This is a genomic window from Actinoplanes teichomyceticus ATCC 31121, assembly GCF_003711105.1.
Classification (GTDB): Bacteria; Actinomycetota; Actinomycetes; order Mycobacteriales; family Micromonosporaceae; genus Actinoplanes; species Actinoplanes teichomyceticus.
Window position 1 is genome coordinate 255,807 of sequence record NZ_CP023865.1, and the last position, 14,147, is coordinate 269,953.

At 70.1% G+C, this 14,147-nt stretch carries 11 protein-coding genes and 1 pseudogene; all 12 read left to right on the forward strand.

The window, feature by feature from the left end:
* The first annotated feature begins 1 nt into the window (after nt 1).
* Nucleotides 2–673 carry a NuoB/complex I 20 kDa subunit family protein gene (locus ACTEI_RS01150; RefSeq protein WP_122975934.1) on the forward strand — a complete coding sequence of 224 codons (672 nt, stop codon included), beginning with the start codon at nt 2–4 and terminating at the stop codon, nt 671–673.
* A complete protein-coding gene (locus ACTEI_RS01155) occupies nt 670–1,389 on the forward strand; it encodes an NADH-quinone oxidoreductase subunit C (protein ID WP_122975935.1) in 720 nt (239 codons plus the stop codon). The genes ACTEI_RS01150 and ACTEI_RS01155 overlap by 4 nt, the downstream gene beginning before the upstream one ends.
* A complete protein-coding gene (locus ACTEI_RS01160) occupies nt 1,386–2,711 on the forward strand; it encodes an NADH-quinone oxidoreductase subunit D (RefSeq protein ID WP_122975936.1) in 1,326 nt (441 codons plus the stop codon). Before ACTEI_RS01155 ends, ACTEI_RS01160 begins: the two co-directional genes overlap by 4 nt.
* Nucleotides 2,711–3,784 carry an NADH-quinone oxidoreductase subunit NuoE gene (gene nuoE, locus ACTEI_RS01165; protein WP_122975937.1) on the forward strand — a complete coding sequence of 358 codons (1,074 nt, stop codon included), beginning with the start codon at nt 2,711–2,713 and terminating at the stop codon, nt 3,782–3,784. Before ACTEI_RS01160 ends, nuoE begins: the two co-directional genes overlap by 1 nt.
* Nucleotides 3,781–5,097, forward strand: coding sequence for an NADH-quinone oxidoreductase subunit NuoF (nuoF, locus tag ACTEI_RS01170; protein ID WP_122975938.1), 1,317 nt, complete (start codon nt 3,781–3,783; stop codon nt 5,095–5,097). The genes nuoE and nuoF overlap by 4 nt, the downstream gene beginning before the upstream one ends.
* Entirely contained in the window at nt 5,097–7,595 is a 2,499-nt protein-coding gene (locus ACTEI_RS01175; protein WP_122975939.1) for an NADH-quinone oxidoreductase subunit G, read from the forward strand. Before nuoF ends, ACTEI_RS01175 begins: the two co-directional genes overlap by 1 nt.
* Complete coding sequence (gene nuoH, locus ACTEI_RS01180; RefSeq protein ID WP_122975940.1) at nt 7,592–8,959, forward strand: NADH-quinone oxidoreductase subunit NuoH; 1,368 nt, start codon at nt 7,592–7,594, stop codon at nt 8,957–8,959. The genes ACTEI_RS01175 and nuoH overlap by 4 nt, the downstream gene beginning before the upstream one ends.
* Nucleotide 8,960: 1 nt before the next feature.
* A pseudogene (gene nuoI, locus ACTEI_RS01185) lies at nt 8,961–9,562 on the forward strand (NADH-quinone oxidoreductase subunit NuoI); the annotation flags it as partial.
* Between the two features lie 27 nt (nt 9,563–9,589).
* Entirely contained in the window at nt 9,590–10,333 is a 744-nt protein-coding gene (locus ACTEI_RS01190) for an NADH-quinone oxidoreductase subunit J (protein WP_122975942.1), read from the forward strand.
* Between the two features lie 36 nt (nt 10,334–10,369).
* Nucleotides 10,370–10,669, forward strand: a complete 300-nt coding sequence (nuoK, locus tag ACTEI_RS01195) for an NADH-quinone oxidoreductase subunit NuoK (RefSeq protein WP_089295959.1) — start codon at nt 10,370–10,372, stop codon at nt 10,667–10,669.
* An 11-nt stretch (nt 10,670–10,680) separates the two neighbouring features.
* Nucleotides 10,681–12,609 carry an NADH-quinone oxidoreductase subunit L gene (gene nuoL, locus ACTEI_RS01200; protein WP_122975943.1) on the forward strand — a complete coding sequence of 643 codons (1,929 nt, stop codon included), beginning with the start codon at nt 10,681–10,683 and terminating at the stop codon, nt 12,607–12,609.
* Nucleotides 12,606–14,147, forward strand: coding sequence for an NADH-quinone oxidoreductase subunit M (locus ACTEI_RS01205; protein ID WP_122975944.1), 1,542 nt, complete (start codon nt 12,606–12,608; stop codon nt 14,145–14,147). The genes nuoL and ACTEI_RS01205 overlap by 4 nt, the downstream gene beginning before the upstream one ends.

Consider the following 14,147-nt stretch of genomic DNA (forward strand, 5'->3'; position numbering starts at 1 on the left):
CATGGGAATCGAAGAGAAGCTGCCCAGCGGCATCCTCCTCACCTCGGTCGAGAAGCTGTCGAACTGGGCCCGCAAGTCGTCGTTCTGGGGCGCCACCTTCGGCCTCGCCTGCTGCGCCATCGAGATGATGGCCGCCGGCGGCCCGCACTACGACCTGGGTCGCTGGGGCATGGAGGTGTTCCGGGCCTCGCCCCGCCAGGCCGACCTGATGATCGTCGCCGGCCGGGTCAGCCAGAAGATGGCCCCGGTGGTCCGGCAGATCTACGACCAGATGCCGGAACCGCGTGCGGTGATCTCGATGGGCGTCTGCGCCTCGTCCGGCGGCATGTTCAACAACTACGCCATCGTGCAGGGTGTGGACCACATCGTCCCGGTCGACATCTATCTGCCGGGCTGCCCACCCAGGCCGGAGATGCTGATCGACGCGATCCTCAAGATGCGCGAGAAGGTGATGGCCCAGCCGCTCGGCCCGAACGGCCGCAAGATGCTGGAACAGCGCCGCGCCGAGGGCAAACTGCCGCTCGTCGCACCGGGCGCCATGCCGTCGTCGTACCGGGTGGACAAGGTCCGCCGGGCGGAATGGACGCAGGCCGTCAAGGAAGGCCGCGAGGAGCAATTGCGGATCGAGAACTGGATGAAGCTCCAGCCGCATTTGCGGGAGGGTGGCAAATGACTATTCGACCCGGAACGGACGGTGACGTTCCCGTCGCCGCAACGAGTGGTGTGAATATAGGTGCACCCGCGCAGACGCCGCCCAGCCCGGATAAGGGCATGTTCGGCGTCAAAGGCACCGGAGATGTTTCCGGCTTCGGTCGCCTGGTCCGCCCCCGACCTGCTGTTCTTGGCAGCGCACGGCCGTACGGCGGATATTTCGACGACGTCTATGACGCGTTGGAGGAAGCTTATCCGGCCCTCTCCGAAGCCATCGAGAAGGTGGTGGTGGATAGGGCGGAGCTCACACTTCACATCAGGCCCGAGAAAATCAAGGACGTCTGTCAGGTAATGCGGGACGAAGGGTCCCTCAGATTCGAGCTCTGCTCCTCTGTCGACTGCGTCGACTACCTGGGCAGCGACGAGCGCCGCTTCCACATCGCGTACCAGCTCACCTCGATGACGTACCGCCGGAGGGTGCGTCTGGAGGTCGCCGTCGCCGACGGCGTGCCGGTGCCGAGCGTGACCAGCGTGTACCCGACCGCCGACTGGCAGGAGCGGGAGGTCTACGACATGTTCGGCGTGGTCTTCGCCGGCCACCCCAACCTCACCCGGATCCTGATGCCGGACGACTGGGAGGGCCATCCCCAGCGCAAGGACTACCCGCTCGGCGGGGTGCCCGTGGAGTACAAGGGCGCCGAGATCCCGCCGCCCGACCAGCGGAGGGTCTACCAGTGACAACTTCGGAATACGCGAGCGCGCGCGAGACCACCGAGGGCCGGGTCTTCACGGTCACCGGTGGCGACTGGGACAGCGTCACGTCCAGCATCGACCCGCTCAGCAACGAGAAGATCGTCGTCAACATGGGTCCCCAGCACCCGTCCACGCACGGCGTGCTCCGGCTGGTGCTGGAGCTCGAGGGCGAGACGGTGACCGAGGCCCGCCCGGTGGTCGGGTACCTGCACACCGGGATCGAGAAGAACCTGGAGTACCGCACCTGGACCCAGGGCGTCACGTTCGTGACCCGGATGGACTACCTGTCCAACATGTCGAACGAGACGGCCTACTGCCTCGCGGTGGAGAAGCTGCTCGGGGTGACCGACCAGATCACCGAGCGGGCCACCACGATCCGGGTCATGTTCATGGAGCTGCAGCGGATCGCCTCGCACCTGGTCTGGCTGGCCACCACCGGCATGGAACTGGGCGCGATCTCGATGATGCTGTACGGCTTCCGGGAGCGCGAGTACATCCTCGACATCTTCGAGGAGACCTCCGGCCTGCGGATGAACAACGGCTACATCCGCCCCGGCGGCCTGGCCCAGGACCTGCCCGACTCGGCGGTCCGCAAGATCCGGGACTTCCTCAAGTACCTGCCGAAGAAGCTCAAGGAATACGAGGCGATGCTCTCCGGCCAGGTGATCTGGCAGAAGCGCACGCAGGGGGTCGCCGTCCTGGACGTGACCGGCTGCCTGGCCCTGGGCATCACCGGCCCGGTGCTGCGCTCCGCCGGCCTGCCCTGGGACCTGCGCAAGACCATGCCGTACTGCGGTTACGAGACGTACGAGTTCGACGTCCCGACCGCGACCACCGCCGACGTCTGGGGCCGCTACCTGGTCCGGCTGGCCGAGATCAGGGAGTCCCTGAAGATCGTCGAGCAGGCGCTCGACCGGCTCCGGCCGGGCCCGATCTGGATCGCGGACAAGAAGATCGCGTGGCCCGCGCAGCTCGCGCTGGGCGTCGACGGCCTCGGCAACTCGCTGGAGCACGTCGCCAAGATCATGGGTCAGTCGATGGAGTCGCTGATCCACCACTTCAAGCTCGTGACGGAAGGCTTCCGGGTCCCGCCCGGCCAGGTCTACGTGGCGGTGGAGCACCCGCGTGGCGAACTCGGCGTACACGCGGTGTCCGACGGCGGCACCCACCCGTACCGGGTGCACTACCGCGAGCCGAGCTTCGTCAACCTGCAGGCCATCCCCGCGATGGCCGAGGGCGCGCTGCTCGCCGACGTGATCGCCGGCGGCGCGTCCCTGGACCCGGTGATGGGTGGGTGTGATCGCTGATGTCCGCAAGTGCCATCGAGTTCTCGCCGGCGGCGGCTCCGCTCGCGGAGAAGCTGCTCGGCGCCGCGCAGGAGATCCTGGCCCGCTACCCGGCGGGCCGGGAGCGCTCGGCGCTGCTGCCGCTGCTGCACCTGGTGCAGACCGAGGAGGGCTACGTCAGCCCGGCCGGCGTGGCGTTCTGCGCGGAGCTCCTCGGGATCAACAAGGCCCAGGTCGGCGCGGTCGCCACGTTCTACACCATGTACAAGCGCCGGCCCACCGGTGAGTACCTGGTCAGCGTCTGCACCAACACCCTGTGCAACGTGCTCGGCGGGCAGGAGGTCTACGACCGGCTTGCCGAGCACCTCGGCGTGGGTCACGACGAGACCACCGCCGACGGCAGGATCACGCTGGAGCACGCCGAGTGCCTGGCCGCCTGCGACTACGCGCCGGTGGTGACGGTCAACTACGACTTCACCGTCGACCAGGCCACCCCGGAGTCCGCGGTCGAGCTGGTCGACCGGCTGCGCGACGGCGAGCGCCCCACGCCCAGCCGGGGCGCCCGGATCTGCTCCCTGCGCGAGATGCAGTACCAGCTCGCCGGTTTCGCCGACCCGCGCGAGGGCGCGGTCGGCGACGGGGTGGCCGGGGCGCCGACCCTGCGCGGCGTCCGGCTCGCCCAGGAGCACGGGATCGCGGTGGCCGGCTTCCACCTGGACACCCCGATCACCAAGACCAAGCCGGCCCGCGACCCAGGCGCGCTCCCCGAGTCCACGCAGAAGCCGGCCGCGGAGAAGACGGGCAAGGTCGCGACGGCGGTCCAGGCGGTCAGGTCGGCGGTCGGCGCGGTGGCCGACAAGACCCGCCGCAACGCCGGCGAGAAGGCCGAGGACCCCCAGGTCCGTACCGCGGAACTGCGCAATCCCACCGCCGGCGAACCGGCCGAGCCGGGCGCGGACGCCGCCGGCCCGCCGCCGGCGAACGCCGCGGAGGCGGCCGGCGTCGCGGGCAACGCGCCGGCCGGGGACGCCAAACCGGCGGGTGACAGCCCGCGTACGCCCGATCCGACCCGTGGCTCGGAGGAGCAGAAATGACTCAACCCCGGCCGGAGGTGCTCCAGAAGCTGACCCCGGTGCTCACCAAGCGCTGGCTTTCGCCGGACGCCTGGCAGATCGGCGTCTACGAGCGGCTCGACGGCTACCAGGCGGTCCGCAAGGCACTCGACGTGCACCCGGACGACCTGATCCAGCTGATCAAGGACTCCGGGCTGCGCGGCCGCGGCGGGGCGGGCTTCCCGACCGGCCTCAAGTGGGGGTTCATCCCGCAGGGCGACGGCAAGCCGCACTACCTCGTGATCAACGCGGACGAGGGCGAGCCGGGCACCTGCAAGGACCTGCCGCTGATGACGTACGACCCGCACTCGCTGGTGGAGGGGGCGATCATCGCCTCCTACGCGATCCGCGCCAGCCGGGCGTTCATCTACATCCGCGGGGAGGCGGTGCACGCCGCCCGGCGGCTGCGCAACGCGGTCCGGGAGGCGTACGCCGCCGGTTACCTCGGGCAGAACATCCTCGGCTCCGGGTTCGACCTGGACCTGGTGGTGCACAGCGGGGCCGGGGCGTACATCTGCGGTGAGGAGACCGCGCTGCTCGACTCGCTGGAGGGGTTCCGCGGCCAGCCCCGGCTGCGCCCGCCCTTCCCGGCCGTCGCCGGCCTGTACGCCAGCCCGACCGTGGTCAACAACGTCGGCACCATCGCCAGCGTGCCCTACATCGTGCTGGGCGGGGCCGACTGGTGGAAGAGCATGGGCACGGAGAAGTCGGCCGGCCCGATGATCTACTCGCTCTCCGGCCGGATCGCCCATCCCGGGCAGTACGAGTGCGGCCTGGGCATCACCCTGCGTGAGCTGATCGAGCTGGCCGGCGGCATGAAGCCGGGGCACAACCTCAAGTTCTGGACCCCGGGCGGCTCGTCCACGCCGATCCTGACCGCCGAGCACATCGACACCCCGATGGACTTCGAGGGCGTCGCGGCGGCCGGCTCGATCCTCGGCACCACGGCCATGCAGATCTTCTCGGACCAGGACTGCCCGGTCTACAACACGTGGCGGTGGCTGGAGTTCTACCACCACGAGTCGTGCGGCAAGTGCACCCCGTGCCGGGAGGGCAACTACTGGATGGTGCGCACGTACCGGCGCATTCTCGCCGGTCAGGGCACCTACGCCGACCTGGACACGCTGCAGGACACCGCGGACAACATCTTCGGCCGGTCCTTCTGCGGCCTCGGCGACGGCGCGGCGACGCCGGTCGTCTCGACGCTGAAGTGGTTCCGGGACGACTACCTCGGCTACATCGAGGGCCGCACGGCTCCCCGGCTGTCCGAGAAGAGCCTGGTGGGAGCGCACTGATGACCGATGTAGAGAAGCGGGCCGACACCGTCTCGCTGACCATCGACGGGGTCGAGGTCACGGCCGAGAAGGGCGAGCTGGTCATCCGGGTCGCCGAGCGGCTGGGCATCGCGATCCCGCGGTTCTGCGACCACCCGCTGCTGGCCCCGGCCGGGGCCTGCCGGCAGTGCCTGGTGGAGGTGGAGGGGCAGCGCAAGCCGGTCGCCTCGTGCACCCAGACGGTGGCCGACGGCATGGTGGTCAAGACCCAGCTCAGCTCCCCGGTGGCGGCCAAGGCCCAGGCCGGCGTGATGGAGCTGCTGCTGATCAACCACCCGCTGGACTGCCCGACCTGCGACAAGGGCGGCGAGTGCCCGCTGCAGAACCAGGCGATGAGCACCGGCCGCGCCGACTCCCGGTTCCACGAGCACAAGCGGGAGTACGAGAAGCCGATCCACATCTCCAGCCAGGTGCTGCTGGACCGGGAGCGGTGCGTGCTGTGCCAGCGCTGCACCCGGTTCTCCGAGGAGATCGCCGGCGACAAGTTCATCGACCTGATGGACCGCTCGTCCGGCGAGCAGATCAACGTGTACCGCGACGACTTCTTCGGCGGCACGGGCACCGGCGACGGCCAGGTCGGCGAGGGCGCCGGGGACGTGCCGTTCAACTCGTACTTCTCCGGCAACACCGTGCAGATCTGCCCGGTCGGCGCGCTCACCGGCCAGCAGTACCGGTTCCGCGCCCGCCCGTTCGACCTGGTGTCCACGCCGACCGCGTGCGAGCACTGCGCCGCCGGCTGCGCCATGCGGGCCGACCACCGGCGCGGGAAGGTGCTGCGCCGGCTGGCCGGTGACGACCCGGCGGTCAACGAGGAGTGGAACTGCGACAAGGGCCGGTGGGGTTTCCGCTACGCCACGGCCACCGACCGGATCACCACGCCGCTGGTCCGGGACGCGCGCAGCGGCCAGCTGCGCGAGGCGTCCTGGAGCGAGGCGCTGCTGGCCGCGGCGGAGGGGCTGCGGGCGGCACGCGAGCGCGGCGTCGGGGTGCTCACCGGCGGGCGGCTCACCGTGGAGGACGCGTACGCGTACGCGAAATTCGCCCGGCTCGTCCTCGGTACCAACGACATCGACTTCCGGGCCCGTCCGGTGCGCGCCTCCGGCTCGCCGGCCGAGATCACCGAGGAGGCCGATTTCCTCGCCGCCGCGGTGGCCGGGATCGCCGAGGTCACGTACGCCGATGTGGAGAGCGCGCCGGCCGCGCTGATCGTGGGGCTGGAGCCGGAGGAGGAGTGCCCGATCCTCTTCCTGCGCCTGCGCAAGGCGTACACCAAGAAGAAGTTGCAGGTCACGGCCATCGCACCGGGTCTGTCCCGGGGGTTGGAGAAGCTCGGCGCCGCGCTCGTCGCGGCCGTGCCGGGCGACGAGGCCCGGCTGCTGAACACCGACCCGGCGGTGGCCGCGGCGCTCCGCGCGCCGGGCAGCCTGCTGCTGGTCGGCGAGCGCCTGGCCACCGTGCCGGGCGGGCTGTCCGCGGCCACGGCGCTGGCCGCCCGGACCGGCGCCCGGCTGGCCTGGGTGCCGCGCCGGGCCGGCGACCGGGGCGCGCTCGACACCGGCTGCCTGCCGAACCTGCTGCCCGGCGGCCGCCCGGTCACCGACGCGGCGGCCCGTGCCGAGCTGTCGCTGGCCTGGTCCGTCGACGCCGGGATGCTGCCCGGCCGGCCGGGCCGGGACGTCGACGCGATCATCGCGGCGGCGGCCGACGGGACGCTCGGCGGCCTGCTGGTCGGCGGGGTGGACCCGGACGACCTGGCCGACCCGCTGCTGGCCGAGCGGGCGCTGGACGCGGTGCCCTTCCTGGTCAGTCTGGAGCTGCGCCACAGCGCGGTGACCGGGCGCGCCGACGTGGTGCTGCCGGTCGCGCCGGCGGTGGAGAAGTCCGGCACCTACATGGACTGGGAGGGCCGGCTGCGGTCCTTCGGGACGGTCCTCCCGGGTAGCTCGGCGATGACCGACGGCCGGGTGCTGGAGGCGGTCGCCGCGCTGCTGGACGTCACCCTGAACACCGGCGACGTGCAGGCGGTGCGGCGCGAGCTGGGTGCCATGCCGGCCGGTACGGCCCGGCCCGAGCCGCCGTCGGTGGCGCCGGTGGCGGTCGCCGAGCCGGGGGAGCGGGCCGCGGTGCTGGCCACCTGGCATCAGCTGATCGACCGGGGCTCGCTGCTGGAGGGCGACGAGGTGCTGGCCGGCACGGCCCGCCCGCCGGTCGTCCGGCTCGGCAAGGAGCTGGCCGAGCAGCTGCGGGTCGCTGACGGTGACCTGCTCACGGTGCGCACCGATCGGGGATCGGTCTCGCTGCCGGCGGCGATCGCCGACCTGCCCCGGCAGGTGGTGTGGCTGCCCACCAACTCGCCGGCCTCGACGGTGCGCCGCAGCCTCGGCGTCACCGCGGGCGCGGTGGTCCGGTTGTCGGCCGGTCTGCCCGGTCCGCTTCTCGCCGAGGGAGCTGAACGATGAATCTCCTGCTCGCGGCGCACGCGGAGGACCCGACCCTGCAGACGTTCGAGCAGGATCCCTGGTGGATCCTGCTGATCAAGCTGCTCGGCGTGTTCGTCCTGCTGTTGCTGCTGACGCTGTTCACGATCAACTACGAGCGCAAGGTCGTGGCCCGGATGGCGGTCCGGCCCGGCCCCAACCAGGTCGGGCCGAAGGGGTGGCTGACCAGCCTGAGCGACGGCCTGAAGCTGCCGTTCAAGGAGGAGATCATCCCGAAGACCGCCGACAAGGTGGTCTACTTCCTCGCCCCGGTGATCTCGGCGACCACGGCGTTCACCGCCTTCGCGGTGATCCCGTTCGGCGGCGTGGTGAACATGTTCGGACACCGGACCGCGTTGCAGCTCACCGACGTGCCGGTCTCGGTGCTGGTGCTGCTGGCCTGCTCGTCGATGAGCGTGTACGGCGTGGTGCTGGCCGGCTGGGCGTCCGGCTCGACATATCCGCTGCTGGGCGGCCTGCGGTCGAGCGCGCAGATGATCTCGTACGAGGTGGCGATGGGCCTCTCCATCGTCGCGGTCTTCATGACCGCCGGCAGCATGAGCACCTCGCAGATCGTCGCGGCGCAGGCGTCCGGCGACCCGACCGAGCTGTTCGGCGTCGAGATCACCATGCCCGGCTGGTACGCCCTGCAGCTGCTGCCGAGCTTCCTGATCTACGTGATCTCGGCGGTCGGTGAGACCAACCGGGCCCCGTTCGACCTGCCCGAGGCGGAGTCGGAGCTGGTCGGCGGCTTCCACACGGAGTACTCGTCGTTCAAGTTCGCGCTGTTCTTCCTGGCCGAGTACATCAACATGATCACCGTCTCGGCGTTCTGCACCACGCTGTTCCTGGGCGGCTGGCGCGCGCCGTGGCCGATCACCGCGGTCTGGGCGGGCGCCAACTCCGGCTACTTCGCCCTGATCTGGTTCTTCCTGAAGGTGTTCGCGCTGCTGTTCGGCTTCATCTGGCTGCGGGCCACGCTGCCCCGGCTGCGGTACGACCAGTTCATGCGGTTCGGCTGGAAGGTCCTGATCCCGATCAACCTGGTCTGGATCCTCTTCCTGGCCTACTTCAAGGTCGCCCGCAGCGGCGCGCTCTCCACCGAGGTCCGGTGGATCTCCACCGCGGCGATCGCGCTGGTCGTGCTGGTGGTCGCGTGGGCCTGGCCGTCAGCCGAGAAGCCCAAGCCGGTCTCGGTGGAGGAGGAGGTCGCCGCCCGGCCCCCGGGCAGCTTCCCGATCCCCCCGCTGGACCTGCAGGTTCCGCCGAGCCCGCGCGCCCGCCGTGCGGTCGCCGAGCGTGCCCCGGCCGCCGTCGGCGGCGACTCCGAGTCGAAGGAGGTGTGACGTGAACACGTTGACCGGCTCCTTCAAGGGCTTCGGCGTGACGTTCGCGCACATGTTCCGCAAGGTGATCACGACCGACTACCCGTTCTCGCCACCCAAGCCGGCCCCGCGCTACCACGGGCGGCACATCCTCAACCGGCACCCGGACGGCCTGGAGAAGTGCATCGGCTGCGAGCTGTGCGCCTGGGCCTGCCCGGCCGACGCGATCTACGTCGAGGGCGGCGACAACACCGAGGAGCAGCGGTTCTCGCCGGGCGAGCGGTACGCGAAGATCTACCAGATCAACTACACCCGCTGCATCTTCTGCGGGCTCTGCATCGAGGCCTGCCCGACCCGCTCGCTGACCATGAGCAACGAGTACGAGCTGGCCCGGGACAGCCGCCAGGACCTGATCTTCACGAAGAAGGAGCTGCTGGCCCCGCTGCTGCCCGGGATGGAGCAGCCGCCGCACCCGATGCGCCTGGGCGAGACCGACAAGGACTACTACGTCGGCGCGCTGACCAACCCGGGCACCTCGGCCGGCGCCGAGCGGGCGCCCTGGACCCAGGCCGGCACGCACGACGCCGCCGACCCGGCGGACCACGCGCCGCGGCCGGAGACGGCCGGCACGGTCCGGAAGGAGGGCGGGGCATGACCCACGTATCGACCGGCGAGCAGGTCGCGTTCTGGATCCTCGGCTCGCTCGCGGTGATCGGGGCGCTCGGCATGGTGCTGGCCCGCAACGCGGTGCACTCCGCGCTGTGGCTGGTCGTCACCATGTTGAACCTGGGGTTCCTCTATGTGATCAACTCGGCGCCGTTCCTCGGCTTCGTGCAGATCATCGTCTACACCGGCGCGATCATGATGCTGTTCCTGTTCGTGCTGATGCTGGTCGGCCGGGACGCCTCGGACTCCCTGATCGAGACGCTACGCGGACAGCGGCTGGCCGCGATCGTCCTCGGGATCGGGTTCGCCGGCCTGGTCGGCACCGGCCTGGGCCGGGCGCTCGCCGACACCCCGGCGGCCGGCCTGGAGGCGGCGAACCAGCACGGCAACGTGCCCGGCCTGGCCGCCCTGCTGTTCACCAGGTACGTCTTCGCCTTCGAGGTCACCTCGGCGCTGCTGATCACCGCGGCGGTCGGCGCGATGCTGCTGGCCCACGTGGAGCGGGCCAAGGCCGACCGGGTGGACCAGGTGACCCGGATGAAGGAGCGGTTCCGCCCCGGCAACTACCCCGGCCCCAAGCCCGGCCCGGGTGTCTACGCGAACACCATGTCGGTGGCCGCGCCGGCCCGGCTGCCGGACGGCAACGGGGCCGAGAGCAGCATCTCGCCGATCCTGCCGGTGCGGGAGCTGACCGCCTCCGAGGCAGCCCCGAAGGGGACCGAGAAGTGAACGCGAAGCGGAGCAACCGAAGGGCGGCGCGGCGACGTGACACCTGATTACTACCTGATCCTGGCGTCGATCCTGTTCACCATCGGGGCCGCCGGGGTGCTGGTGCGGCGCAACGCGATCGTCCTGTTCATGTGCATCGAGCTGATGCTGAACGCGGCGAACCTCGCGCTGGTCACCTTCAGCCGGATCAACGGCGGCCTGGACGGCCAGATCATCTCGTTCTTCGTGATGGTCGTCGCGGCGGCCGAGGTCGTGGTCGGCCTCGCCATCATCATGTCGATCTTCCGTACGCGGCGCTCGGCGAGCGTCGACGACGCGAACCTCCTGAAGTACTGAAGGGGACTGTCGTGGAACACACTGTGGACTACGCCCCCGCGACGGGAGCGCTGAGCGGCATCTGGCTGCTCGTGGCCATCCCGCTGTTCAGTGCGGCGGTCCTGCTGCTGCTCGGCAAGCGGGCCGACAGGTGGGGGCACTGGCTCGGCGTGCTGGCGGTGGCCGGTTCGTTCGTACTCGGGCTGATCTTCTTCATCCAGCTCGGCGGCCTCGCCGACGAGCACCGGTCGGCGGAGTTGAGCCTCTTCGACTTCATCGACGTCGGCAGCCTCAAGGTCGACTTCGGGCTGCTGTTCGACCCGCTCTCCGGGGTCTTCGTACTGCTGATCACCGGCGTCGGCTCGCTGATCCACCTGTACGCGGTCGGCTACATGGCGCACGATCCGGGCCGGCGGCGGTTCTTCGCGTACTTCAACCTGTTCGTCGCGGCGATGCTGCTGCTCGTGCTGGGCAACAACTACGTGCTGCTGTACTTCGGCTGGGAGGGCGTCGGTCTGGCGTCGTACCTGCTGATCTCGTTCTGGTACACCCGGCCGTCGGCGGCCACCGCCGGCAAGAAGGCGTTCCTGATGAACCGGGTCGGCGACGCCGGCCTGGCGATCGGCGTCTTCCTGATGTTCACCACGCTGGGCAGCACCCAGTACGCGGACGTGTTCAACGGGGTCACCTCGCTGAGCGCGACCACGGTGCTGGTCCTCGGGTTGCTGCTGCTGCTCGGCGCGTGCGGCAAGTCCGGTCAGTTCCCGTTGCAGGCGTGGCTGCCGGACGCGATGGAGGGCCCGACCCCGGTGTCCGCGCTCATCCATGCGGCCACCATGGTCACCGCGGGTGTGTACCTGATCGCCCGGTCCAACCCGATCTTCTCGGCGAACACGACGCTCCAGCTCGTGGTGGTCAGCGTCGGCGCGCTGACGCTGCTGATCGGCTGTGTCATCGGCGCCGCGAAGGACGACATCAAGCGGGTCCTGGCCTGGTCCACGGTCAGCCAGATCGGCTACATGTTCCTCGGCGTCGGGCTCGGCGGCGCGGCGTACGGCCTGGCCATCGTGCACCTGCTGGCGCACGGCTTCTTCAAGGCGAACATGTTCCTCGGCGCCGGATCGGTCATGCACGGGATGCACGACCAGGTGGACATCCGCCGGTTCGGCGCGCTCGCCAAGCCGATGCGGATCACCTGGCTCACGTTCGCCACCGGCTGGCTGGCGATCATCGGCATCCCGCCGCTGTCCGGCTTCTTCTCCAAGGAGCCGATCATCGCGGCCGCCTTCGAACGGGAGGTGACCTGGGAGGCCTGGACCTTCGGGCTCGCGGCGCTGATCGGCGCCGGGCTGACCGCGTTCTACATGACCCGGCTGTTCGTGCTGACCTTCCACGGCCCGTCCCGGTGGACCGAGGAGAACCGGCACCCGCACGAGTCGCCGGCGATCATGACGGTGCCGCTGGTTCTGCTGGCGATCGGCTCGGTCGCGGCCGGCTGGGTGATGAGCACGACCGTCCCGGACTGGCTCAACCCGGTCTTCGGCGCGGAGCAGGCCGAGGCGGCCGGCGTCCTGTCGCACACCGTCATCACCGTCCTGTCGCTGCTGGTCACGGTGGCCGGCGCCGGTCTGGCCTGGGCGATGTTCCGCAACGGCACCGCGCTGGAGCCGAAGCCGGCCGGGATCGTGGTCACCGCCGCCCGGCGCAACCTGTACACCGACGCGTTCAACGAGGCGGTGTTCGAGCGGCCCGGCAAGTACCTCACCCGGGCGCTGGTCTACCTGGACGCCAAGGGCATCGACGGCCTGGTCAACGGGCTGGCCGCGGCGGTCGGCGGAAGCTCCGGCCGGTTGCGGCGGCTGCAGACCGGGTTCGTCCGCTCGTACGCGCTCTCCATGCTCACCGGCGCCATGCTCGTGGTCGGCGCCTTCCTCGCGATCCAGTTGGGGTGGCTGGCGTGAAAGACTTCCCGTTCCTTTCCGTTCTCACGCTGCTGCCCCTGGCCGGCGCGATCGTGGTGGCCTGCATCCCGCGGGCGAGGGCCGAGCTGGCCAAGATCGTGGCCCTGGTCTGGTCGCTGGCGGTGCTGGCGCTCAGCATCGTCATGTGGGCCGCCTTCACGGTCGGCAGCACCGACCGCTTCCAGTTCCGCGAGTCGTACGCCTGGATCCCGTCCTGGGACGCGCGCTTCACCCTCGCCGCCGACGGCATCGCGCTGGTCATGCTGATGCTGATCGCGGTGCTGTTCCCGGTGGTGATCCTGGCGTCCTGGCACGACGTCGACGCCAGCCGGCGATCCGCGCCGGCCTACTTCGCCCTGCTGCTGGCCTTCGAGTTCACCATGATCGGGGTGTTCGCCGCGGCGGACGTCTTCCTGTTCTACGTGTTCTTCGAGATCATGCTCATCCCGATGTACTTCATCATCGGCTCCTTCGGCACCGGCCAGAAGCAGTACGCCGCGGTGAAGTTCTTCCTCTACAGCCTGGTCGGCGGGCTCTTCATGCTGGCCTCGGTGATCGGGCTGTGGGTGGTCGGCGGGCACACCTTCGACTTCGCCGCGCTGGTCGAGGCCGGTAGGTCGTTCGACACCAACACCGCCCGCTGGCTGTTCCTGGGCTTCTTCGTGGCATTCGCGATCAAGGCGCCGTTCTTCCCCTTCCACACCTGGCTGCCGGACTCCGGTGGCGCGGCCCCGGCGGGCGCGGCGGCGCTGCTGGTCGGCGTGATGGACAAGGTCGGCACGTTCGGCATCCTGCGCTACTGCCTCCCGCTGTTCCCCGAGGCGTCGCGCTGGTTCGCCCCGGCCGCCCTGGTCCTGGCCGTGATCGGGATCATCTACGCGGCCCTGCTGGCGGTCGGGCAGAACGACCTGAAGCGGCTGGTGTCGTACACGTCGATCGCCCACTTCGGCTTCATCGGCATCGGCATCTTCGCCTTCACCACGCAGGGCGGCACCGGCTCGGTGCTCTACATGGTCAACCACGGGTTGGCCACCGGCCTGCTGTTCATCGTGGTCGGCATGTTCGTGGCCCGGCGCGGGTCCTCGCTGGTCAGCGACTTCGGCGGGGCCGGCAAGCTGGTCCCGGTGCTGGCCGGGGTGCTGTTCTTCGCCGGTCTGGCCTCGCTGGCCCTGCCCGGCACGGCGCCGTTCGTCAGTGAGTTCCTGGTGCTGATCGGCACGTTCAGCACCCACAAGGCGTACGCCGTGATCGCCACCGCCGGCATCATCCTGGCCGCCGCGTACGTGCTGTGGATGATCCAACGGACCACCCAGGGCACCCTCAACCCGGCCCTGGACGAGGTGCCGGCCATGCGCAAGGACCTCAGTCTGCGGGAGAAGGTCGTGGTCGCCCCGCTGATCCTGCTCCTGCTGGTGCTCGGCTTCTACCCGAAGCCGGTCACCGACGTGATCAACCCGGCGGTGCAGGCGACCCTGCAGGACGTCGGCACGACCGACCCGGCTCCCACCGCGGTCGCGGACGGAAAGGGTGGCCGATAG